Source organism: Pseudomonas hunanensis (genome assembly GCF_013393325.1).
Lineage (GTDB): Bacteria > Pseudomonadota > Gammaproteobacteria > Pseudomonadales > Pseudomonadaceae > Aquipseudomonas > Aquipseudomonas putida_P.
The window spans coordinates 140,201-162,071 of record NZ_QJRC01000101.1; the positions used below are offsets into that span (position 1 = coordinate 140,201).

At 63.3% G+C, this 21,871-nt stretch carries 21 protein-coding genes; 12 read left to right on the forward strand and 9 right to left on the reverse strand.

What is annotated here, in order from left to right; genetic code table 11:
* Positions 1 to 124: 124 nt before the first annotated feature.
* The 4 genes from DM807_RS25700 (at position 125) to DM807_RS25715 (ending at position 4,637) form a co-directional block, all read left to right on the forward strand.
* Complete coding sequence (locus tag DM807_RS25700; RefSeq protein WP_060492597.1) at positions 125 to 760, forward strand: RluA family pseudouridine synthase; 636 nt, start codon at positions 125 to 127, stop codon at positions 758 to 760.
* Between the two features lie 107 nt (positions 761 to 867).
* Positions 868 to 2,157 (forward strand): M18 family aminopeptidase, encoded by a 1,290-nt coding sequence (locus tag DM807_RS25705; RefSeq protein WP_060492598.1) that lies wholly within the window; start codon positions 868 to 870, stop codon positions 2,155 to 2,157.
* Positions 2,158 to 2,271: 114 nt separating this feature from the next.
* Entirely contained in the window at positions 2,272 to 2,439 is a 168-nt protein-coding gene (locus tag DM807_RS25710; RefSeq protein WP_012271002.1) for a hypothetical protein, read from the forward strand.
* Positions 2,440 to 2,483: 44 nt separating this feature from the next.
* Positions 2,484 to 4,637: a mechanosensitive ion channel family protein gene (locus DM807_RS25715; RefSeq protein ID WP_069942251.1), complete on the forward strand. Its 2,154-nt coding sequence runs from the start codon at positions 2,484 to 2,486 to the stop codon at positions 4,635 to 4,637.
* A gap of 6 nt (positions 4,638 to 4,643) precedes the next feature.
* On the opposite strand, the gene DM807_RS25720 is transcribed toward DM807_RS25715, so the two are convergent.
* Positions 4,644 to 5,357: a UTRA domain-containing protein gene (locus DM807_RS25720; RefSeq protein WP_012271000.1), complete on the reverse strand. Its 714-nt coding sequence runs from the start codon at positions 5,355 to 5,357 to the stop codon at positions 4,644 to 4,646.
* Positions 5,358 to 5,685: 328 nt separating this feature from the next.
* Between DM807_RS25720 and DM807_RS25725 the strand changes: the two genes are divergently transcribed.
* The 6 genes from DM807_RS25725 to DM807_RS25750 all read left to right on the forward strand — a co-directional run bounded on the left by DM807_RS25725 (position 5,686) and on the right by DM807_RS25750 (position 10,987).
* A complete protein-coding gene (locus DM807_RS25725) occupies positions 5,686 to 6,744 on the forward strand; it encodes an ABC transporter substrate-binding protein (RefSeq protein ID WP_012270999.1) in 1,059 nt (352 codons plus the stop codon).
* A gap of 157 nt (positions 6,745 to 6,901) precedes the next feature.
* Positions 6,902 to 7,708 (forward strand): alkaline phosphatase family protein, encoded by an 807-nt coding sequence (locus DM807_RS25730; RefSeq protein WP_012270998.1) that lies wholly within the window; start codon positions 6,902 to 6,904, stop codon positions 7,706 to 7,708.
* Complete coding sequence (locus DM807_RS25735) at positions 7,705 to 8,544, forward strand: ABC transporter permease (RefSeq protein WP_012270997.1); 840 nt, start codon at positions 7,705 to 7,707, stop codon at positions 8,542 to 8,544. The genes DM807_RS25730 and DM807_RS25735 overlap by 4 nt, the downstream gene beginning before the upstream one ends.
* A complete protein-coding gene (locus DM807_RS25740; RefSeq protein ID WP_012270996.1) occupies positions 8,534 to 9,328 on the forward strand; it encodes an ABC transporter permease in 795 nt (264 codons plus the stop codon). Before DM807_RS25735 ends, DM807_RS25740 begins: the two co-directional genes overlap by 11 nt.
* Before the next feature lies 1 nt (position 9,329).
* Positions 9,330 to 10,319 carry an ABC transporter ATP-binding protein gene (locus tag DM807_RS25745; RefSeq protein WP_060492599.1) on the forward strand — a complete coding sequence of 330 codons (990 nt, stop codon included), beginning with the start codon at positions 9,330 to 9,332 and terminating at the stop codon, positions 10,317 to 10,319.
* Between the two features lie 14 nt (positions 10,320 to 10,333).
* On the forward strand, positions 10,334 to 10,987 hold the full coding sequence (locus DM807_RS25750) for an HAD family hydrolase (protein ID WP_179028131.1): 654 nt from the start codon (positions 10,334 to 10,336) through the stop codon (positions 10,985 to 10,987).
* 103 nt (positions 10,988 to 11,090) lie between these two features.
* Here DM807_RS25750 and DM807_RS25755 read toward each other — a convergent pair whose 3' ends face one another.
* On the reverse strand, positions 11,091 to 12,053 hold the full coding sequence (locus DM807_RS25755; protein ID WP_060492600.1) for an NAD(P)H-quinone oxidoreductase: 963 nt from the start codon (positions 12,051 to 12,053) through the stop codon (positions 11,091 to 11,093).
* Between the two features lie 140 nt (positions 12,054 to 12,193).
* Between DM807_RS25755 and DM807_RS25760 the strand changes: the two genes are divergently transcribed.
* The gene (locus DM807_RS25760) at positions 12,194 to 14,275 is read left to right on the forward strand and encodes a carboxy terminal-processing peptidase (protein ID WP_171577290.1); all 2,082 of its coding nucleotides are present in this window, start codon (positions 12,194 to 12,196) and stop codon (positions 14,273 to 14,275) included.
* 118 nt (positions 14,276 to 14,393) lie between these two features.
* The gene (locus DM807_RS25765) at positions 14,394 to 15,314 is read left to right on the forward strand and encodes an EAL domain-containing protein (protein ID WP_012270991.1); all 921 of its coding nucleotides are present in this window, start codon (positions 14,394 to 14,396) and stop codon (positions 15,312 to 15,314) included.
* A 29-nt stretch (positions 15,315 to 15,343) separates the two neighbouring features.
* On the opposite strand, the gene DM807_RS25770 is transcribed toward DM807_RS25765, so the two are convergent.
* From DM807_RS25770 to nirB, 7 genes are all read right to left on the reverse strand, one after another.
* Entirely contained in the window at positions 15,344 to 15,712 is a 369-nt protein-coding gene (locus DM807_RS25770; protein WP_012270990.1) for a hypothetical protein, read from the reverse strand.
* The gene (locus tag DM807_RS25775; protein ID WP_060514529.1) at positions 15,709 to 16,047 is read right to left on the reverse strand and encodes a helix-turn-helix domain-containing protein; all 339 of its coding nucleotides are present in this window, start codon (positions 16,045 to 16,047) and stop codon (positions 15,709 to 15,711) included. Before DM807_RS25775 ends, DM807_RS25770 begins: the two co-directional genes overlap by 4 nt.
* Before the next feature lie 117 nt (positions 16,048 to 16,164).
* Positions 16,165 to 16,605: a YkvA family protein gene (locus DM807_RS25780; RefSeq protein ID WP_012270988.1), complete on the reverse strand. Its 441-nt coding sequence runs from the start codon at positions 16,603 to 16,605 to the stop codon at positions 16,165 to 16,167.
* Between the two features lie 288 nt (positions 16,606 to 16,893).
* Positions 16,894 to 17,658: a BamJ family beta-barrel-assembly machinery protein gene (gene bamJ, locus DM807_RS25785; RefSeq protein ID WP_060492603.1), complete on the reverse strand. Its 765-nt coding sequence runs from the start codon at positions 17,656 to 17,658 to the stop codon at positions 16,894 to 16,896.
* Positions 17,659 to 17,887: 229 nt separating this feature from the next.
* Positions 17,888 to 18,820 carry a pca operon transcription factor PcaQ gene (gene pcaQ, locus DM807_RS25790; RefSeq protein ID WP_060492604.1) on the reverse strand — a complete coding sequence of 311 codons (933 nt, stop codon included), beginning with the start codon at positions 18,818 to 18,820 and terminating at the stop codon, positions 17,888 to 17,890.
* A 40-nt stretch (positions 18,821 to 18,860) separates the two neighbouring features.
* Positions 18,861 to 19,223 carry a nitrite reductase small subunit NirD gene (gene nirD, locus DM807_RS25795; RefSeq protein ID WP_179028132.1) on the reverse strand — a complete coding sequence of 121 codons (363 nt, stop codon included), beginning with the start codon at positions 19,221 to 19,223 and terminating at the stop codon, positions 18,861 to 18,863.
* Positions 19,223 to 21,775: a nitrite reductase large subunit NirB gene (gene nirB, locus DM807_RS25800; RefSeq protein WP_179028133.1), complete on the reverse strand. Its 2,553-nt coding sequence runs from the start codon at positions 21,773 to 21,775 to the stop codon at positions 19,223 to 19,225. Before nirB ends, nirD begins: the two co-directional genes overlap by 1 nt.
* Between the last annotated feature and the right edge of the window lie 96 nt (positions 21,776 to 21,871).

The window sequence follows — 21,871 nt, forward strand, 5'->3', positions numbered from 1 at the left end:
GCAGCCTTTCGCGACACAAGGCCGCTCCCACAAGGGTTATGCACTCCCCTGTGGGAGCGGCCTTGTGTCGCGAAAGGGCCGCAAAGCGGCCCCAGCGTTTTCTGCTACTTTCGTGAGAACTGCAATGCCGCTGTCGAATGTCCAGATCCTCTTCGAAGACGCCGCCATCCTGGTGATCAACAAGCCGACCCTGCTGCTGTCGGTGCCCGGCCGCGCCGAGGACAACAAGGACTGCCTGATCACCCGCCTGCAGGAAAACGGCTACCCCGACGCACTGATCGTGCACCGTCTGGACTGGGAAACCTCCGGCATCATCCTGCTGGCCCGCGATGCCGACAGCCACCGCGAGCTGTCGCGCCAGTTCCACGACCGCGAAACCGAAAAAGCCTACACCGCCCTGTGCTGGGGCCAACCCGCGCTGGACAGCGGCAGTATCGACCTGCCGCTGCGCTACGACCCGCCAACCAAGCCACGGCATGTGGTGGACCACGAGCAGGGCAAGCATGCCCTGACGTTCTGGCGCATCGTCGAGCGCTGCGGCGACTACTGCCGTGTGGAGCTGACGCCGATTACCGGGCGTTCGCACCAGCTGCGCGTGCACATGCTGTCCATCGGCCACCCGCTGCTGGGTGACCGGCTGTATGCCAACCCCGAAGCGCTGGCGGCCCATGAACGGTTGTGCCTGCATGCGTCGATGCTGAGCTTTACCCACCCGGTCTCGGGGGAGCGGTTGAAGTTCGAGTGCCCTGCACCCTTCTGATTTTTGGCTGGCTGTTCCGGCCTCTTCGCGGGCTTGCCCGCGAAGAGGCAGACACAAATTGTCGACATTCTGCGCTAAACTCGCGCCACTGCTGTCTGGAGTGAGCTATGCGCGACGCACTGAATACTGGCCTTATCGACTTCCTCAAGGCCTCCCCCACGCCCTTCCACGCCACCGCCAGCCTGGCCCAGCGCCTCGAGGCTGCCGGCTACCAGCGCCTGGACGAACGCGACAGCTGGGCCACCGTGCCTGGCGGCCGTTATTACGTCACCCGTAACGACTCTTCGATCATCGCCATCAAGTTGGGCAAGCAGGCCCCACTGTTGAACGGCATCCGCATGGTCGGCGCCCACACCGACAGCCCGTGCCTGCGGGTCAAGCCACAGCCCGAACTGCAGCGCCAGGGCTTCCTGCAACTGGGCGTGGAAGTGTATGGCGGTGCCTTGCTGGCGCCGTGGTTCGACCGCGACCTGTCGCTGGCCGGACGCGTCACCTACCGCCGTGACGGCAAAGTCGAAAGCCAGCTGATCGACTTCAAGCTGCCGATCGCGATCATCCCCAACCTGGCCATTCACCTGAACCGCACCGCCAATGAAGGCTGGGCGATCAACCCACAGAACGAGCTGCCACCCATCCTGGCCCAGGTCGCTGGTGACGAACGTATCGACTTCCGCGCCCTGCTCACCGAGCAACTGGCCCGCGAGCACGAGCTGATCGCCGACGTGGTCCTGGACTACGAGCTGAGCTTCTACGACACCCAGGACGCCGCGCTGATTGGCCTGCACGGCGACTTCATCGCTGGCGCCCGCCTGGACAACCTGCTGTCGTGCTATGCCGGCCTGCAGGCCCTCTTGGCCGCTGACAGCGACGAAACCTGCGTGCTGGTGTGCAACGACCACGAAGAAGTCGGCAGTTGCTCGGCCTGCGGTGCCGACGGCCCGATGCTGGAGCAGACCCTGCAGCGCCTGCTGCCCGATGGCGACGCCTACGTGCGCACCGTCCAGCGCTCGCTGATGGTGTCGGCCGACAATGCCCATGGTGTGCACCCCAACTACGCCGACAAGCACGACGGTAACCACGGGCCCAAGCTCAATGCCGGCCCAGTGATCAAGGTGAACAACAACCAGCGTTACGCCACCAACAGCGAAACCGCCGGCTTCTTCCGCCACCTGTGCATGGCCGAGGAAGTACCGGTGCAAAGCTTCGTGGTGCGCAGCGACATGGGCTGCGGCTCGACCATCGGGCCGATTACCGCCAGCCACCTGGGCGTGCGCACGGTGGATATCGGTTTGCCCACCTTTGCCATGCATTCCATTCGCGAGCTGTGTGGCAGCCACGACCTGGCGCACCTGGTGAAGGTACTGACCGCCTTCTACCGTAGCCGCGAATTGCCTTGATGCAGGCAGGTGCAAGCAGGCCCGGGCCTGCTTACACCTGCTCAAGGTCAATCCCGCCTCGCTTGCCAAGCGCTATGCTTGTTACATGGCCCCACTGCATAAGGATTGCTGTCCATGTCCCCGTTCCTGTCCCTGTTCGTGCCGGTGTTCCTGTTCCTGCTGCTGCTGACCATCGGCTTCAGCATGCGCGAGCGCAATATCGGTGTGCTCATGATGTGGATCGGCACTTTGGGGATCTTCGGCCTCACCTGCTGGAAGATCCTCGAGAAACTGCCGACATAAACCTCTACACTCGGTCAATCGTTTGACCTGAGGTAGATTTGCCTGTGCCTGCCCTCCTGCGTTACCTGTTCCTGCTGCTTGTGCTGTTCATCACCCCGGTACAGGCGGCGGGCCTGCCCGGCCTGTTGGGCGGCAGTGCGCCCGCGCAACCGGAGGCCACCGAGCCGCTGGGCAAGTCGCTGGACGAGGTGATCAAAAACCTTGAAAACGATCAGCAACGGGCCAAGCTGCTGGCCGACCTGAAAAAGCTGCGCGACGCCACGAAGCAATCGCAACCCAGCGTCGAGCAAGGCGTGCTCGGCCTGATCGGCGGCGCTCTGCATGACTTTGAGAAACAGTTCAGCGGCGATGCCAGCCCGTTCCACCGCTGGGCCGCGGAAATCGAACAAGCCCAGGCCGAGCTGACCGAGCTGATGGTGCCGGTGCACCAGTGGCCTGCGATCCTGTTCGGCTTTGCTGCAGTGATTGCCGTGTGGAGCGTGCTGGCCTACGCCTTCAACTGGGTCGGTCACCGGGTACGCCTGCGCTTTGGCCTGAGTGAAGAACTGCCACAGCACCCGCGCACCTGGGACCTGGTGCGCTTCGCCCTGCGCAAGCTCGGCCCCTGGCTGGTGGCGCTGGTGTTCACCGTGTACCTGAGCTTCGTGCTGCCACCGTCGCTTGGCAAATCGCTGGCGATGGTGTTGGCCTACGCGCTGGTGGTCGGTACCTGCTTCTCGGCCATCTGTGTCATCGCCTTCTCGCTGCTGGACGGCCCACACCGCCACCGCGCCCTGCACATCCTGCGGCACAAGGCGTTCCGCCCACTGTGGCTGATCGGCAGTTTCGCCGCCTTTGGCGAGGCAATGAGCGACCCACGCATGCTGGTGGCCCTCGGTACCCACCTGGCCCACGCCCTGGCCACCCTGGCCAACGTGGTTGCAGCACTGTGCACCGGGCTGTTCATCCTGCGCTTTCGCCGCCCGATCGCCCACCTGATCCGCAACCAGCCATTGTCGCGGCGCCTGACCCGCCGCACCCTCAGCGACACCATCGAGATCCTCGGCAGCTTCTGGTTCATCCCGGCGCTGATCCTGGTGGCCATTTCGCTGTTCGCCACCTTCGTCTCCGCCGGTGACACCAGCACCGCCCTGCGCCAGTCGCTGATGTGCACGGTGCTGGTGGTGGTGTGCATGGTGCTCAACGGCCTGGTTCGCCGCCACGCCGCCAACCCCAAACGCGCCAACAAACGCCAGGCGGTGTACACAGAGCGCCTGCGCAACTTCGGCTATTTGCTGGTGCACCTGTTCATCTGGCTGGTGTTCATCGAACTGGGCCTGCGCGTGTGGGGCGTGTCGATGATCAGCTTCGCCGAAGGCGACGGCCACGACATCAGCCTGCGCCTGCTGGGCCTGGCGGGCACGCTGATCGTCGCCTGGCTGGTGTGGATCCTGGCCGACACCGCCGTACACCATGCCCTGGTGCGCTCGCGCCGGGGGCTGGCCAATGCCCGCGCGCAAACCATGATGCCGCTGATCCGCAACGTGATGTTCGTGATCATCTTCATCATTGCGGTGATCGTCGCCCTGGCCAACATGGGCATGAACGTCACACCGCTGCTGGCCGGTGCCGGTGTCATCGGCCTGGCCATCGGTTTTGGCGCGCAGTCGCTGGTGGCCGACCTGATCACCGGTCTGTTCATCATCATCGAAGACTCGCTGGCCATCGACGACTACGTGGATGTCGGCGGGCACCTGGGCACGGTGGAGGGGCTGACCATTCGTACCGTGCGCCTGCGCGATATCGACGGCATCGTGCATACCATCCCGTTCAGCGAAATCAAGAGCATCAAGAACTACTCGCGGGAGTTCGGCTACGCGATCTTCCGCGTGGCCATCCCGCACAGCATGAACATCGACCAGGCGATCACGCTGATTCGGGAAGTGGGGCAAAAATTGCGCAATGACCCGCTGATGCGCCGCAACATCTGGTCGCCGCTGGAGCTGCAGGGGGTGGAGAGCTTCGAGTCGGGTTCGGCAATCTTGCGGGCACGCTTCAAGACCGCACCGATCAAGCAATGGGAAGTGTCGCGGGCGTTCAACCTGGCGCTCAAGCGGCAGCTGGATGAGGCGGGGCTGGATCTGGCGACGCCGCGGCTGTCGGTGCAGGTGGTGACGGCCGGTGGAGGAACAGTCGCAGACTCCGGTTCCTCCAGTTAAGGCGTCCTAGCCAGCCAGGGCGCGGATGCGGATGGCATCATGCCGCCAGTACTCCAGGTCACAGTCGATCAGGTGCCCATGCTGGTCGCTGTTGACCCGAGTGATGTGCAACCCCGGGCTACCCACCGACACCTTCAACGCCCCCGCCGCCTCCACCGGCAACGCCGTCGGCAAAATTTCAAAGCACACCTGCCCATACTCGATGCCATACACTCGCCCATAAATCTCGGTCAGCGACTGCGCCAGATCCTGTTCGAGAATCTCCGGAAAATACCGGGGGTTGAGGTAGTGCTCGGCATACAGCACCGCCCGCCCGTCAATCCGCCGCAAGCGGCAGATAAGCACCACGCTGGACAACGCCGGCAACTGCAAGCGCGCGCAGATGGCCGCCGAAGCCGGCTGCAGCCGCGCCGACAGCAGTTCGGTACTGGCCACCCGACCCTGCTCGCGCACCATGGCATGGAAGTGACTGCGCTCGATCAGGTCGTAGGTCAACCGCTCGGGCGCGACAAACCAGCCGCGGCGCTCTTCGCGGTAGATCAAGCCCTGGGCCTCCAGCTGGGCTAGCGCCTCGCGCAGGGTGATACGCGTGGTGTCGAACACCTCGCTGAGCCGGCGCTCGGCCGGCAGCTTGCCGCCCGGCGCCAACAGGCCGTGCTCGATCTGCTCCTGCAGGGCATGGCAGATGGCTGTTACCGCTCGCGGTGGCATCGGCTGCATCAAGGGTTACCTATCTGGACTATTCCAGCCCCAGAACAGGGCATTGGGAGAATAGTGCAAGCCTAGGCAGGGCTGATGAACATCCTGTGACAAGGTTGCGCCCAGAGCACTGCCAGAATCGGGCCAGCCCAGCAAAACCGGGGCTGCGCCATGGTCTACGCTGTATTGCCAGGAGCCCTCGGCCACCTGCGCGGGCCCTTCCCTACATCAAACTGTCACGCAAGCGGCCTACCTTGGCTCAAGGTTTGCTGACCTAGACCAAAGGTTCCAGGCAACGGTTTCACTCATAACAACGATCGGTAAAAGGCACCCACCCAAGGAGCTACGGATGAAAAAGTTGTTCATGGCGTCACTGCTCGGCTCTGCCATCGCGTTCTGCACCTCGGCCATGGCCGCGGACCTCAAGGCCCTGGAAGATGCCGCCCGCAAGGAAGGCACGGTCAACAGCGTGGGCATGCCCGATGCCTGGGCCAACTGGAAAGGCACCTGGGAAGACCTGGCCAGCAAGTACGGCCTCAAGCACAGCGACACCGACATGAGTTCGGCGCAGGAGATCGCCAAGTTCGAAGCCGAGAAGGACAACGCCAGCGCCGACATCGGCGACGTGGGTGCCGCCTTCGGCCCGATCGCAGTGACCAAGGGCGTCAGCCAGCCCTACAAGCCAAGCACCTGGGACCAGGTGCCGGAGTGGGCCAAGGACAAGGACGGCCACTGGGCACTGGCCTATACCGGCACCATCGCCTTCATCATCAACAAAGACCTGGTCAAGGAAGGCGAACGCCCGACGTCCTGGCATGACCTGGAAAAAGGCAAGTACAAGGTCGCCATCGGCGACGTCGGCACCGCCGCCCAGGCCGCCAACGGCGTGCTGGCCGCGGCCATTGCCTACAAAGGCGACGAGAGCAACGTGGCGCCGGGCCTGCAGCTGTTCACCAAGCTGGCCCAGCAGAAGCGCCTGTCGCTGGCCAACCCGACTATCCAGACGTTGGAAAAGGGCGAAGTGGAAGTTGGCGTGGTGTGGGACTTCAACGGCCTGAGCTACCGTGAACAGATCGACCCCAAACGCTTTGAGGTGCTGATCCCGTCGGACGGTTCGGTGATTTCCGGCTATACCACGGTCATCAACAAGTATGCCAAGCACCCCAATGCGGCCAAGCTGACCCGCGAGTACATCTTCAGCGACGCCGGGCAGATCAACCTGGCCAAGGGGCATGCGCGGCCGATCCGTGCCGAGCACCTGAAGCTGCCAGCGGATGTGCAAGCCAAGTTGCTGCCTAACGAGCAGTACGGTGCTGCCCAGCCGATCAAGAACGCCGAAGCCTGGGAAGCCACCTCGAAGAAACTGCCGCAGATGTGGCAGGAGCAAGTGATCATCGAAATGGAGTAAGGCAGGACCATCCTGGGGCTGCTGCGCAGCCCATCGCGACGCAAGGCCGCTCCTACAGGGCCCGCGTCGCCCCAGAGGTTTTCGCTGTCCCTGGGGGAGCGGCCTTGTGTCGCGAATGGAGGGCGAAGCCCTCCCCGGTTCCTTTGCGGAGTATTGAATGAGCCACAACGTCATCCTGGTCCTGCTGGACGGCCTCAACTACCAGGTCGCTCACCACGCCATGGGCCACCTGCACGCTTACGTCGAGGCCGACCGCGCCGCGCTATACCGGGTGGAATGCGAGCTGCCGTCGCTGTCGCGGCCGCTGTACGAATGCATCCTCACCGGCGTGCCGCCGATCGACAGCGGCATCGTGCACAACAACATCAACCGCCTGTCCAACCAGCGCAGCGTGTTCCACTACGCCCGCGAGGCCAACCTGGGCACCGCAGCCGCGGCCTATCACTGGATGAGCGAACTGTACAACCGCTCGCCCTTCGACCCGCAGCGCGACCGCCACACCCATGCGCCCAAGCTGCCGATCCAGCACGGGCTGTTCTACTGGGACGACCGTTACCCCGACTCGCACCTGCTGGCCGACGGCGAGTACCTGCGCCGCCGTCACGCCCCCAACTTCCTGCTGGTGCACCCTATGAGCGTTGACGACATCGGCCACCGTCACGGCCTGGACAGCAGCCAGTACCGCAACGCTGCGCGCAGCGTGGATATTTTGCTGGCCGACTACCTGCCGGGTTGGCTCGAAGAGGGCTATCAGGTATTGGTTACCGCCGACCATGGCATGAACAACGACCGCTCGCACAACGGCCTGCTGGCCGAGGAGCGCGAAGTGCCGCTGTTCGTGTTTGGCGACGCCTTCAGCCTGGACCCGGCCGCCAAACCGCTGCAGACCGAGCTGTGCGGCACCATCTGCGAGCTGCTGGGCGCCGCGCACGACAAAACGGTTTGCCGGGAGTTGCTGAAGTGAATGGCGGCGCCCGTGGCCGCTACCTGGCCCTGCTCTGCCTGCTGCCGTTCGCCGTGTTCTTCGTCATCTTCCAGGTCGCCCCGCTGGCCTGGGTGGCGACCAACAGCCTGCAATCGGACGCCGGCTGGGGCATCGACAACTTCAGCAAGGTATTCGCCTCGAAGTTTTACCTGCAGGCATTGCAACGCAGCCTGGAAATCAGCTTCTGGTCGAGCCTGTTCGGCATCGTCATCGCCACCCTCGGCGCCTATTCACTGCGCCGGGTGGACTCGAAGCTGCGCGACTTCGTCAGTGCCTTCGCCAACATGACCAGCAACTTTGCCGGGGTGCCGCTGGCCTTCGCCTTCATCATCCTGCTGGGTTTCAACGGCGCACTGACCCTGCTGCTGAAGCAGGTCGGCCTGCTGGAAGACTTCAGCATCTATTCCAAGAGCGGGCTGATCCTGGTGTACACCTACTTCCAGATCCCGCTGGGCGTATTGCTGCTGTACCCCGCCTTCGACGCGCTGCGTGAAGACTGGCGCGAGTCGGCCGCACTGCTGGGCGCCAACCACTGGCAGTACTGGCGGCACATCGGCCTGCCGGTGCTGACCCCGGCACTGCTGGGCACGTTCGTCATCCTGCTGGCCAACGCCCTCGGTGCCTACGCCACCGTGTACGCACTGACCACGGGTAATTTCAACGTACTGCCGATCCGTATCGCCGGCCTGGTGGCCGGCGATATCAGCCTCGACCCGAACCTGGCCAGCGCCCTGGCCATGGTGCTGGTGGGGCTGATGACGCTGGTCACGGTGGTGCATCAATGGCTGCTGAAGAGGAGCTACCATGCGCGCTGACGCCCTTTCCGGCGGCTGGTACCATCGCGTGGTGGTGTACCTGCTGTTCCTGATCCTGCTGCTGCCATTGGCCGGCACCCTGCTCTACTCGCTGGCCACCAGTTGGTCGGCCAGCCTGCTGCCCAGTGGCCTGACCCTGAAATGGTATGCGGCATTGTGGAGCGAGCCGCGCTTTCTGGCAGCCTTCGGCCAGTCACTGCTGGTGTGCGTGGGCGCGCTGTTGCTGTCGGTGGTGCTGATATTGCCGCTGCTGTTCGTGGTGCACTACCACTTCCCCAAACTCGACGCACTGATGAACATCCTCATCCTGCTGCCCTTCGCGGTACCGCCGGTGGTGTCGTCGGTGGGGTTGCTGCAACTGTACGGCAGCGGGCCGATGGCCATGGTCGGCACACCGTGGATCCTGATCGGCTGCTACTTCACCATCGCGCTGCCGTTCATGTACCGAGCCATTACCAACAACCTGCAGGCCATCAACCTGCGCGACCTGATGGACGCCGCGCAGCTGCTCGGCGCCAGCACCTGGCAGGCAGCACTGCTGGTGGTGCTGCCCAACCTGCGCAAGGGCTTGATGGTGGCGTTGCTGCTGTCGTTCTCGTTCCTGTTCGGCGAATTCGTATTCGCCAACCTGCTGGTCGGCACCCGCTACGAGACCCTGCAGGTGTACCTGAACAACATGCGCAACAGCAGCGGCCACTTCAACAGCGCACTGGTGATCTCCTACTTCGCCTTCGTGCTGATACTGACCTGGGTCGCCAACCGCCTGAACAAGGACAAGACCTGACATGAGCTTCGTCAGCGTACAGAAACTGCAGAAGAGCTACGCCGGCAGCCCGGTATTCGAGAACATCGACTGCCACATCGAACGCGGCGAGTTCGTCACCTTGCTGGGCCCGTCCGGCTGCGGCAAATCCACCCTGCTGCGCTGCATCGCCGGGCTGACCCCGGTGGACAGCGGGCAGATCCTCCTCGACGGCCACGACATCGTGCCGCTAAGCCCGCAAAAACGTGGCATCGGCATGGTGTTCCAAAGCTACGCACTGTTCCCCAACATGACCGTGGAGCAGAACGTCGCCTTTGGCCTGCGCATGCAGAAAGTCAAAACCGACGAAAGCCAGCTGCGAGTGCGCGAGGCCCTGGAGCTGGTTGAGCTGGGCACATTCGCCGGGCGCTACCCGCACCAGTTGTCTGGCGGCCAGTGCCAACGCGTGGCCCTGGCCCGCTCGCTGGTCACCCGCCCGCGCCTGCTGCTGCTCGACGAGCCGCTGTCGGCACTGGATGCGCGTATCCGCAAGCACCTGCGCGAGCAGATTCGCGCCATCCAGCGCGAGCTGGGGCTGACCACCATCTTCGTCACCCACGACCAGGAAGAGGCGCTGACCCTGTCCGACCGCATCTTCCTGATGAACCAGGGCCGCATCGTCCAGAGTGGTGATGCCGAAACCCTGTACACAGCGCCTGTGGACCTGTTTGCCGCCGGCTTCATCGGCAACTACAACCTGCTCGACGCCGACAGCGCCAGCCGCCTGCTGCAGCGCCCGGTGGCCAGCCGCCTGGCGATCCGCCCGGAGTCGATCACCCTGGGCGTGAACGGCGAACTAGACGCAGAAGTGCGTAGCCACAGCCTGCTGGGCAACGTGATTCGCTACCGCGTAAAGGTGCGCGAAGTGGAGCTGGTGGTCGATGTACTCAACCGCTCGCCGGCAGACCTGCACGCGGACGGAAAACGGGTAAGCTTGTCGATCGACCCCACGGCGCTGCGGGAAGTGGCCTAAGGAGACTCAACACAATGGCACTGGCAATTTTCGATCTGGACGAAACCCTTATCCACGGCGACTGCGCGTCGCTGTGGAGCGAGCAGATGGCCCGGCTGGGCTGGGTCGACGGCAAGGATTTCCTGCGCCGCGACCATGAACTGATGGAAGCCTACGGCAAGGGCCACCTGCAGATGGAGGACTACATGGCCTTCAGCCTGGAGCCGATTGCCGGGCGTACCCTGGAAGAAGTCGAGCACCTGGTGGAGCCGTGGGTGGAAGACGTGATCGAACCGATCATCTATGGCGACGCCTGCCGCTGCATTGCCGAACACCGCAAGCGTGGCGATCGCATTCTGATCATTTCTGCTTCGGGGACGCACCTGGTCGGGCCGATTGCGGCGCGGCTGGGGGTGGACGAGTACCTGGCAATCGAGCTGGAAGCGGTGAACGGGGTGTATACCGGCAAGACCCACGGGGTGCTGACCTACCGCGAGGGCAAGATCACCCGGCTGCTGGAGTGGTTGGATCAGGAGCAGGAAAATCTGGAGGGGGCGAGTTTCTATTCCGACTCACGCAATGACCTGCCGTTGTTACTGAAGGTGGACCATCCGCATGTGGTGAACCCCGATGCGGTATTGCGTGAACATGCCCAGACCAATGGCTGGCCGATCCTGAGCTGGAGCTGAAAGTACTTCATTGCCTGTTCTGGCCTCTTCGCGGGTGAACCCGCTTCCACGAAAGGGTGCGATCCCGGTGGGAGCGGGGTACCCGCGAAGGGGCCAGGCCTGCTTACACCAGGCTCGCGTCGATCACCATCACCAGCTTTCCTGACACCTGATTGGTCTCAAGCTCGGCATACGCCGCCTGGGCAAACTCCACCGGGTAGGTATCGACCAGCTGCGGCGACAAGCGCCCTTCGGCAAACAGCGGCCACACCTGCTGCTGCAACTCACTCAGCAGTTCGGCCTTGAAGCCGTCATCACGGTTACGCAGCGTGGAGCCGGTAATCTCCAGGCGCTTGCCCAGCACCTGCGCCAGGTCCAGCTCGAACTTGCGCCCGCCCATCAGGCCGATGATCACCCAGCGCCCGTCACGGGCCAGCAGCTTCAGGTTGAGCTCACCGTAGCTGGCGCCCACCGGGTCGAGAATCACGTCGAACGGGCCAAAACCTTCCAGCGCGTCCAGGTTCTCGTTACGTACCACACCACCCGCGGCACCCAGCGCTTGGCAATAAGCCAGGCGGTCCTGCGAACCGACGCTGACCCACACCGGGCTGCCAAACGCCTTGCACAGCTGGATGGCGGCCGAGCCAACGCCACTGGCACCGGCGTGCACCAACACCTTCTCGCCAGCCTTCACAGCACCGAGCTGGAAGATGTTCAGCCAGGCGGTGGCATACACCTCCGGCAACGCCGCTGCTTCCTGCAGGCTCAGGCCTTCGGGCACCGGCAGTACGTGACGGGCATCGACCACCACTTCCTCGGCCATCGCGCCGCTGGCCAGCAGCGCGCAAACGCGGTCGCCCACCCGCCAATCGGCACCCGCACCTACCTCTTCAACCACCCCGGCACACTCCAGGCCCATGTACGGGCTGGCCCCTGGTGGTGGCGGGTACAAACCTTTCATCTGCAGCAGATCAGCGCGGTTCAGCCCCGCTGCGGCCACGCGAATGCGCACTTGGCCCGCGTCACAGGCCGGGCGTTCGGCCTCGACCCACTCCACATGTCCGTCAACGCCTTGCAATGCCTTCACAGTGCCTCCATAGTTGAATCATGACTGGGCCTGGGGAACGCACACCCCAGGCTTTTTGCAGTATTTGCCCGGTTCCATGGAACCGGCAACGGAAAAGACGGCCTACTATGCGTGATCAATTGCCTCCACGTCGAATCAGCATGAAGCATTTCCTCCCAAGCACCGCCCTCGCTGTCATGATCGGCCTGGGCAGCCTCACGCTCGGCGGCAATGCGGCGGCCGCCAACAAGTGGGACAGCCTGCAACCGGACCGCGACGAGATCGTCGCCAGCCTCAACGTGGTGGAATTGCTCAAGCGCCACCACTACAGCAAGCCCCCCCTGGACGATGCCCGCTCGGTCATCATCTACGACAGCTACATCAAGCTGCTGGACCCGGCGCGCAGCTACTTCACCGCTGCCGACATCGCCGAGTTCGACAAGTGGAAAACGCAATTCGACGATTTCCTCAAGAGCGGTAACCTGGACCCAGGCTTCACCATCTACAAACGCTACCTCGACCGCGTCAAGCAACGCCTGGACTTCGCCCTGGCCGAGCTGAACAAAGGCGTGGACAAGATCGACTTCACCACCAAGGAAACCTTGCTGATCGACCGCAAGGACGCACCGTGGATGAAGGACCAGGCCGAGCTCGACGACCTGTGGCGCAAGCGCGTGAAAGACGAAGTGCTGCGCCAGAAAATCGCCGGCAAGGAACCCAAGCAGATCCAGGAAACCCTGACCAAGCGCTACAAGAACCAGCTGGCGCGCCTGGACCAGACCCGTGCCGAGGATATCTTCCAGGCCTACATCAACACCTTCGCCCAGTCCTACGACCCGCACACCAACTACCTGTCGCCGGACAACGCCGAAAACTTCGACATCAACATGAGCCTGTCGCTCGAAGGCATCGGCGCGGTGCTGCAAAGCGACAACGACCAGGTCAAGATTGTGCGCCTGGTGCCGGCAGGCCCGGCCGCCAAGACCAAGCAAGTGGCCCCGGCCGACAAGATCATCGGCGTGGCCCAGGGCAACAAGGAAATGGTCGACGTGGTCGGCTGGCGCCTGGACGAAGTGGTCAAGCTGATCCGCGGCCCGAAAGGTTCGGTGGTGCGCCTGGAAATCATCCCGGCCAGCAACGCGCCTAGCGACCAGACCAGCAAGATCGTGTCGATCACCCGTGAAGCGGTGAAGCTTGAAGAACAGGCAGCGAAAAAGTCGGTGCTCAAGCTCAAGCAGGACGGGCGTGACTACAAGCTGGGCATCATCGAGATCCCGGCTTTCTACCTGGACTTCAAGGCCTACCGTGCAGGTGACCCGGAGTACAAGAGCACCACGCGTGACGTGAAAAAACTGCTCACCGAACTGCAGAAGGAAAAAGTCGACGGCGTGGTCATCGACCTGCGCAACAACGGCGGCGGCTCGTTGCAGGAAGCCACTGAGCTGACCAGCCTGTTCATCGAGAAAGGCCCGACCGTGCTGGTGCGCAACAGCGATGGCCGCGTCGACGTGCTGGAAGACGAAAACCCAGGTGCCTTCTACAAAGGCCCGCTGGCGCTGCTGGTGAACCGGCTGTCGGCCTCGGCTTCGGAGATCTTCGCCGGCGCCATGCAGGACTACCACCGCGCACTGATCATCGGTGGCCAGACCTTCGGCAAAGGCACCGTGCAGACCATCCAGCCACTCAACCATGGCGAACTGAAGCTGACCCTGGCCAAGTTCTACCGGGTTTCTGGGCAAAGCACCCAGCACCAAGGCGTGCTGCCGGACATCGACTACCCGTCGATCATCGACACCAAGGAAATCGGCGAGAGCGCGCTGCCCGAAGCCATGCCGTGGGACACCATTCGCCCGGCGATCAGGCCGGCGTCCGACCCGTTCAAGCCGTTCCTGGCCCAGCTCAAGGCGCAGCATGAAGCACGCAGTGACAAGGATGCCGAGTTCACCTACATCCGCGACCGGCTGGCCCTGACCCAGAAGCTGATGAATGAAAAAACCGTCAGCCTGAACGAACAGGAACGTCGTGCACGCCATGATGAAATCGAGGCCAAGCAACTGGCGCTGGAAAACGTCCGCCGCAAGGCCAAGGGTGAAGAGCCGCTGAAAGAGCTGAAGAAAGAGGATGAAGACGCGCTGCCGGCCGAAGATGAAAACACCAAGCCGGAAGACGACGCCTACCTGTCGGAAACCGGTCGCATCCTGATCGACTACCTCAGCGCCAGCACCAAGGTGGCCAAGAAGTAAGGCAACGCGGCAATGATGGCAAATTAATGTGACCTGTCATCAAACAGTCATCGCGCTGTCGTGAAATACGAGGGCCGGGCATGCAGATGCCCGGCCCTTTCATTTTCAGGATTACGTCATGACCGTTGCCGAACAGCTCGATGCCTTGAGTGCCATCCTGGCTCAACGCAGTATCCACAGCTTGTTCCAGCCGATCATGTGCCTGAGCGAGCAACGGGTGTTCGGCCATGAAGCGCTGACCCGTGGCCCTTCCAACAGCCCGCTGCACGCGCCGCTGAACCTGTTTACCATCGCCCGCCAGGCCGGCCGCCTGACCGAGCTGGAGGCCGCCTGCCGGGAGAGCGCCTGCCGACGCTTCAGTGAGCAGCAACTGCAGGGCAAGCTGTTTCTCAACATCTCGCCTGAATCGCTGCTGGAGCCACACTACCCCTCCGGCCTGACCCTTAAACTGCTCGAACAGGTCGGCCTGCCGCCCAGCCGGGTGGTGATCGAGCTGACCGAGCACACCCCCACCGACGACTTCCAGCTGCTGTCCAACGCCCTGCACCATTACCGCGACATGGGCTTTTCGATCGCCATCGACGACCTGGGGGCGGGCTATTCGAGCTTGCGCCTGTGGTCGGAGCTGCGCCCCGAATACGTGAAGATCGACCGGCATTTCATCGACGGTATCCACCGCGACCCGCTCAAACGCGAGTTCGTCGGCTCAATCTTGCAGATCGCCCGGGCGTCAAAGGCGCAGGTGATTGCCGAAGGCATCGAGCTGGCGGAGGAACTGGCGGTGCTGAGGGAGATGGGGGTAGACCTGGTGCAGGGTTACCTGCTGGGACGGCCGCAGGAGCTGGGGGTGCGGGAACTACCGGCGCTGACGAGCCTGCCGCCGGCCGAGCAACCGACAGTGCGCTTGAATGCCACGATCGGGCAATTGCTGGAGCTGCTTGGACGGCATCAGCACCTGAATGTACTGGAGGTGGTGGATGCGGACGGCAGGGCCTGCGGATTGATCCACAGGGATGCACTGCTTGTTACGGCCTCTTAACGGACCGATTCACCCGTGAAGAAGCCTGATCAGGCAGACTCGGGGTAGCTGTACTCGAACACCCGGACCACCTCGGAGGCATGCCAAGAAGCGGCCTCCATACCATCGACCGGCCCGGTAAACCGCCCCAGCCGCTCGACACACTCAAAAAAGCCAGTACGCGGCAAACGGCTGGCGCCTTGGCTGATCACCAGCGAACTGCGCAAGGGCTGCTCGGCACGGGCATCCAACACGGCCAGGTATTCCAGCGCGGCGGTCAGCGTCTGCATGGCCGGGCTGGGTAGTTGCAAGCGCTCGATCAACGCTCGGTACGTCAGCAGGTGACGTTGTCGACGGGCCAGGTCAAGCTCGCCCAGCAGGTTATCCCAGTGCTGACGGCTGATCCTGACCTGGCTCATGATGGCTCGCTCCAGCCAGCCACCCCAAGATGCCAGGCCAAGGCGCGGCGGATGGCAGCATCCGGTTGGCGCTCGCCCGATTCGATCATGGCCAGATACGCCGGGCTCACCCCGACATTGCGCGCCAGTTGCTCAGGGGCAATGCCCTTGGCCTGGCGAATCTGGGCGACTTCGCTGAAGGCCGGTAATGGCGCACTGGCCGCCCCCCCCTGCGCTTCACTGACAACCGCCTCGGCAGGTGCCTGCCCCGCAGCCTTGAGCAAGGCCTGGTATTGCTCCCAGGGAACGACTGCGTACTCGGGCTGACCGTCCCGGCTGATGACCTGAATACCCATTACAAACCCCTTTAAAAAGGATTACAGCATGTAATCCGTAGGCATAACCCTTATGCCAATTATATTACCAACTCTGGGGTCTGTGCAGTTGAGGTGCAGTGAAGGCTCAGGCCGCTCTTAGTGCGTATTGCGTTCCAGCCGCAGCGCCTGCGGGGTGGCGGGCAGGCGCTCGACCACGCGCAGCCGTTCGGGCGCCTGGCTATCGCGCCAGGCTTTGAAGCGCGCCAGCTCGTCGGACACGGTTTTCAGCACCCAGCCCAGCACCGCGATGTCATCAAGAAAACCCACCCCCAGCAGCCAGTCGGGGATGGCATCGATGGGGCTGACGAAATACAGCAGGCCAGCCACGATGGTGACCAGCGCCCCAGGGCTGATGGCGCGGTACTCGCCGCGCCACCAGGCCAGGCACAGCGACTGTAACAGCTTCACATCTTCACGCAGCTGGCCGAGGCGCGGGCCTTTGCGCGCCACCGCGAACAGCAAGGCCGGCAAGCGGCCGCGGCTGAGCAGGCGCTCGGCCAATGGCAGAAAGCGGGCGAAATTCCAGGGTGCGCTCATGGAGCCTCCGAGAAGAAAAGGTTATCCACATTTATTGTGGATAACCTTGTGAACAGGGCGATATTTCTGACCTCCGGTGCCTGCCAGGCAAGGGTCCCGGTCAGATCGGGCGTTTTTTACACAGTCGTTTCACACCGGGGCTGGCTAAGCCGCAAACGATTTGCGTCAGAAACGTCCTACATCTTTACGCTTCATCTCCTCGGACAGTATCAGCTGTTGCAGGTTCGTCCAATCGGCACAAACGAAAACGCCCCGTCAGTGCGGGGCGTTTGCGACTACCAGCCAATGTTACTTGGCAGGTGCTTCCGCAGGCGCTTCGGCCGGGGCCTCACCTTCAGGCTCGGCACCTTGCAGCTGGGCCGGGTCCTTGATGGCGATCAGTTCCAGGTCGAACACCAGTACCGAGTTGGCCGGGATCAACGGGCTCGGGCTTTGTGCGCCGTAGGCCAGTTCAGCCGGAATGAACAGCTTGTATTTCTCGCCAACGTGCATCAGCTGCAGGCCTTCGACCCAACCTGGGATCACGCCGCTGACCGGCAGGTCGATCGGGCTGCCACGCTCTACGGAGCTGTCGAATACCTTGCCATCGATCAGCTTGCCTTCGTAGTGGACAGTGACCACGTCTGTCGGCTTAGGCTGCGGGCCGTCGGCCTTCTTGACCACTTCGTACTGCAGGCCCGAAGCGGTGGTGACCACGCCTGGCTTCTTGGCGTTTTCTTCGAGGAACTTCTTGCCGGCGGAGGCGGCTTCTTCGCTGGCCTTGGCCAGGCGCTCTTCGGCGCGCTTCTGCAATGCGGTGAACGCTTCTACCAGCTCTTCATCCTTGATGCGCTGCTCTTTCTTGCTGACGGCGTCTTCGATGCCGAGGGCGACTGCTTTGGAATCAAGGTCTTCCATGCCTTCCTGAGCCAGGCTCTTGCCCATGTTCAGGCCGATACCGTAGGAGGCTTTCTGCGCCGGAGTCTTCAGCTCGGGGCTGCTGGCCTGTTGGTCACAGCCAGCCAGTACCAGGCCTACCAGGGCAACCGCAGCCGCCAAACGATGCTGTTTCATGCTATTTCCTTGTTCATGCGCCATAAGGGCAATCAGGGTAAAGCCGCGAGCTTAGCAGGCGGCCATGACCAATGGCTACCGGCATAGGAGCGGGTTTTAGTAAGGAAGTTCAGTTGTTAAACGCTTATTAATGCGAGCGTTTGCAGCCATTGGCCAGTATTGACCCGTTGTGCCGTTTTTGCGCGGTCCAACCAGGGATTTATTTCGCTGGATTCTGAAAAGCCTGCAATCAGGGATATTGACCCTCGCGATACTCCCCTGCCACCTCACGCAGTACCTCGCACACCCATTGCCCAGGCAAGCTTTGCGGCAGGGCGGCGTTACGGCAGATGCCGACCGAACCGCCCGGCTCGCGCACGCCCAGGTCGAGCTCGACCAACTCGCCACGGCGCAGGTCCAGCAAGACCGCGTCGCGGGGCGCCACCCACAGTCCATCACTGCCCAGCAGGTAACGCCGGCTCAGGGCCAGCGACAAGGTTTCCAGGCGCTGCGCCGGCATCTGGATACCGCATTGCACAAACAGGCTGTCGGCATGCTGGCGGATGGTGGTGCCCGCCGGGGGCAGCACCAACGGGTAACGCCCCACCTGGGCTCGCTCCACCGGCGCGCTGGCCAGCAGCGGGTGACCGGGGCGTACCACCAGGCTCATCGATTCGCTGTACAGGTGCTCGAACGACAGGCCCTGGATTTGCGGGCTGTCGGTCATGCGCCCGACCACAAGCTCCAGTTCGCCCAGGTGCAGTTGGCCGAGCAGCTGAGCACTGACCCCGGTGACCACACTGATCACCAGCGCGTCATGGCGCTGGTGCAGGCGGCACAACACCTCGGGCATGAGCAGGCCCTCGACCGTGGACAGCACGCCTATACGCACCTGTGACGGCGCCCGCGCTTCGCCACGCAAACTGCTGACACCATCGCGCAGGGCCTGCACGCTGGGCCCGGCATAACGCATGAAGCGCGTCCCGGCGGGGGTCAGCTCGACACCCTGACGGCTGCGCGCGAACAAGCGCGCCTCCAACAGGTCCTCAAGTTCCTTGAGGGTTTTGGAAATGGCCGGCTGGCTGATCGCAAGCACGTCGGCAGCCCTGGCCAGGCTGCCCTGCCGGGCAATCTCCAGGAAGCACAGCAGGTGGCGGTATTTAATGCGGGTATCGAGGTTCATGCGGCAAGCTTAACGCATCGCCGCAAGCAGCAGCTGAACATCAGGCCACCGCCAACTCCACCGCCTCGCCATTGAATCGCACCGACCACACCCGAAGCTGTTGCCCGGCATCTTCCAGGCACTCGCCGCTCTGCAGGCTGAAATGCTGCTTGTACAACGGCGCCGCCACCACCAACTCACCCTGCACACTGCCTACCAACCCACGGCCAATGATGTTGGCGCCGGAACGCGGGTCGCGGTTGTCCACGGCATACAGCGGTTGGGTCTGCCCCGGCAGGTAGAACAGCGCCACCTGGGCGCCATCCAGCCACACGACCACCCCGGACTCGGCCACCAGGTCTTGCGCCTGGCACACCACCTGCCAGTTCGCTTGAGTTTTCACAGCAGCATTAGACAGGTTCATCAGACAGCCTCCTCGACAGTTGGGATCAGGTGCAGCGGTGCAGCCGGCCGGCGTTGTTCGCGTTCGCGCACGAAGTGCACGTCCGGGTCGGCACGCCGGTCATTGACGAAGGTGCGGAAGCGCTTGAGCTTCTCCGGGTCGTTGAGGGCGTTGGCCCATTCGCATTCGTACTGGTCGACCACATGCTGCATCTGCGCTTCCAGCTCGCTGGCCAAGCCCAGGCTGTCGTCGATGATCACCTGCTTCAGGTAGTCCAGCCCACCGTCCAGGTTCTCACGCCATACCGAGGTGCGTTGCAGCTTGTCGGCGGTACGGATGTAGAACATCAGCACGCGGTCTATCAGGCGTACCAGGGTTTCATCGTCCAGGTCGGTGGCGAACAGTTCGGCATGCCGTGGGCGCATGCCGCCGTTGCCGCACACGTACAGGTTCCAGCCCTTGTCGGTGGCGATTACACCAATGTCCTTGCTCTGCGCCTCGGCACATTCGCGGGTGCAGCCGGACACGGCGAACTTGAGCTTGTGCGGGCTGCGCAGGCCTTTGTAGCGGTCCTCCAGGCGCAGGGCCATGCCGACACTGTCCTGCACGCCGTAACGGCACCAGGTGCTGCCCACGCACGACTTCACCGTGCGGGTCGATTTGCCGTAGGCGTGGCCGGTTTCGAAGCCGGCTTCGATCAGCTCGCCCCAGATCAGCGGAAGTTCATGCAACTGGGCACCGAACAGGTCGATGCGCTGGCCGCCGGTGATTTTGGTGTACAAATCGTACTTCTTGGCCACCTGGCCAATGACGATGAGCTTGTCGGGGGTTATTTCCCCCCCCGGTATGCGCGGCACCACCGAGTAGGTGCCGTTTTTCTGCATGTTGGCCATGAAGGTGTCGTTGGTGTCCTGCAGCGGCACCAGCGCCGGGTCCATGATCGGCTGGTTCCAGCACGAGGCGAGAATATTGCCCACCGCCGGCTTGCAGATGTCACAGCCAACGTGGCCTTTGCCGTGGCGTTCGAGCAGTTCGCCGAAGGTGCGAATACCCTCAACCCGCACCAGCCCGTAGAGTTCCTGACGGGTGTAGGCGAAGTGCTCGCACAGGCTCTTGTCCACCGCCACGCCGCGGGCGGTCAATTCATGCTCGAACACCTGCTTGAGCAGGGCCGCGCAACCACCGCAACCACTGGCAGCCTTGGTGCAGCCCTTGACCGCCGCAAGATCGCTGCAACCGCTGTCGATGGCCGCGCACACCGCGCCCTTGCTGACGTTGTGGCAGGAGCAGATGGTCGCGCTGTCGGGCAATGCGTCAGCGCCCAAGGCCGGTGCGCCACCGCCTTGCGGCAAGATCAGTGCTGCCGGGTCGGCCGGCAAGGCAATGCCGTTCTGGGCGTATTGCAGCAGGGTGTCGTAATAGCTGTTGTCGCCCACCAGCACCGCGCCGAGCACATGCTTGCCGCTGGCGTCCACCACCAGCCGGCGGTAGGCGCTGTTGGCCTCGTCGATGAAGCGGTAGCTGCGCGCGCCAGGGGTGGCGCCATGGGCATCACCGATCGAGCCGACATCCACACCCAACAACTTGAGCTTGGTCGACATGTCGGCGCCGGTGAACGCGACCGCCGCCTCCCCCATCAGCAACGCCGCCAGGTTGCGGGCCATGCCGTAGCCTGGGGCAACCAGGCCGAAAACGCTGCCGTTCCACGAGGCGCACTCTCCAATGGCAAAGATGCGTGGGTCGCTGCTGCGGCAGTGATTGTCGATCACCACACCGCCGCGCGCGGCGATCTCCAGGCCGCAGGCTCTGCCCAAGGCATCCTGTGGGCGGATACCAGCGGAGAACACGACCAGGTCGGTTTCCAGGTGCTCGCCGCCGTCGAAGTTCATGCGATAGCGGTAGCTTTCACCGTCGTTGATCGACTGGGTGGCACGTGACAGGTGCACCCCCACGCCCAGCGCCTCGATCTGCGCTTTAAGCGCGGCACCGCCCTCACCGTCCAACTGCACCGGCATAAGCCGTGGAGCGAATTCAACGACGTGGGCTTCCAGGCCCAGCGACTTGAGGGCGTTGGCGGCTTCCAGGCCAAGCAGGCCGCCACCGACCACCACGCCACGACGCGCACCGGCTGCGGCAGCGCGAATGCCATCAAGGTCGTCCAGGGTGCGGTACACCAGCCGGGCATTGCCGCTGGAGCCTTCGATCGGCGGTACGAAGGGGTAGGAACCGGTGGCCAGCACCAGTTGCTCGTAGCCGTATCGGCCCTCGGCGGTGACCACCTCGCAGCGCTCGCGGTCGATCTCCAGCACAGCCTCACCCAGGTGCAGGTGCACGCCGTTGGCGTTGTAGAAATCGTGCTCGCACAGGGCCAGGGTTTCGGCACAACTGCCACCGAAGTATTCGGACAGGTGCACGCGGTCGTAAGCGCGTTGGCGCTCTTCGCCGAACACCCGCACCTCAAAGCGCTGCAGGGCGCCACGGCTGACCAGTTGTTCGACGCAATGGTGGCCGACCATGCCGTTGCCGACGATGACCAGTCGCTCTCGTTGCCCGCTGCTCACTGTTGCCTTCATAAGCCGATCCTCGATCAAAAAAAAACGCCTGGAGCCGAAGCTCCAGGCGCCTTTGCCTGTATTCATCACGGTAGGGGCCCGGGTTGATCGCCGTTG

What these genes read in the sequence shown, in the direction of transcription:
- DM807_RS25700 (WP_060492597.1), top strand. Translation starts at nt 125, where the DNA reads ATGCCGCTGTCGAATGTCCAGATCCTCTTCGAAGACGCCGCCATCCTG.
- DM807_RS25705 (WP_060492598.1), top strand. Translation starts at nt 868, where the DNA reads ATGCGCGACGCACTGAATACTGGCCTTATCGACTTCCTCAAGGCCTCC.
- DM807_RS25710 (WP_012271002.1), top strand. Translation starts at nt 2,272, where the DNA reads ATGTCCCCGTTCCTGTCCCTGTTCGTGCCGGTGTTCCTGTTCCTGCTG.
- DM807_RS25720 (WP_012271000.1), bottom strand. Translation starts at nt 5,357, where the DNA reads ATGCAGCCGATGCCACCGCGAGCGGTAACAGCCATCTGCCATGCCCTG.
- DM807_RS25725 (WP_012270999.1), top strand. Translation starts at nt 5,686, where the DNA reads ATGAAAAAGTTGTTCATGGCGTCACTGCTCGGCTCTGCCATCGCGTTC.
- DM807_RS25730 (WP_012270998.1), top strand. Translation starts at nt 6,902, where the DNA reads ATGAGCCACAACGTCATCCTGGTCCTGCTGGACGGCCTCAACTACCAG.
- DM807_RS25740 (WP_012270996.1), top strand. Translation starts at nt 8,534, where the DNA reads ATGCGCGCTGACGCCCTTTCCGGCGGCTGGTACCATCGCGTGGTGGTG.
- DM807_RS25745 (WP_060492599.1), top strand. Translation starts at nt 9,330, where the DNA reads ATGAGCTTCGTCAGCGTACAGAAACTGCAGAAGAGCTACGCCGGCAGC.
- DM807_RS25750 (WP_179028131.1), top strand. Translation starts at nt 10,334, where the DNA reads ATGGCACTGGCAATTTTCGATCTGGACGAAACCCTTATCCACGGCGAC.
- DM807_RS25760 (WP_171577290.1), top strand. Translation starts at nt 12,194, where the DNA reads ATGAAGCATTTCCTCCCAAGCACCGCCCTCGCTGTCATGATCGGCCTG.
- DM807_RS25765 (WP_012270991.1), top strand. Translation starts at nt 14,394, where the DNA reads ATGACCGTTGCCGAACAGCTCGATGCCTTGAGTGCCATCCTGGCTCAA.
- DM807_RS25770 (WP_012270990.1), bottom strand. Translation starts at nt 15,712, where the DNA reads ATGAGCCAGGTCAGGATCAGCCGTCAGCACTGGGATAACCTGCTGGGC.
- DM807_RS25775 (WP_060514529.1), bottom strand. Translation starts at nt 16,047, where the DNA reads ATGGGTATTCAGGTCATCAGCCGGGACGGTCAGCCCGAGTACGCAGTC.
- DM807_RS25780 (WP_012270988.1), bottom strand. Translation starts at nt 16,605, where the DNA reads ATGAGCGCACCCTGGAATTTCGCCCGCTTTCTGCCATTGGCCGAGCGC.
- bamJ (WP_060492603.1), bottom strand. Translation starts at nt 17,658, where the DNA reads ATGAAACAGCATCGTTTGGCGGCTGCGGTTGCCCTGGTAGGCCTGGTA.
- pcaQ (WP_060492604.1), bottom strand. Translation starts at nt 18,820, where the DNA reads ATGAACCTCGATACCCGCATTAAATACCGCCACCTGCTGTGCTTCCTG.
- nirD (WP_179028132.1), bottom strand. Translation starts at nt 19,223, where the DNA reads ATGAACCTGTCTAATGCTGCTGTGAAAACTCAAGCGAACTGGCAGGTG.
- nirB (WP_179028133.1), bottom strand. Translation starts at nt 21,775, where the DNA reads ATGAAGGCAACAGTGAGCAGCGGGCAACGAGAGCGACTGGTCATCGTC.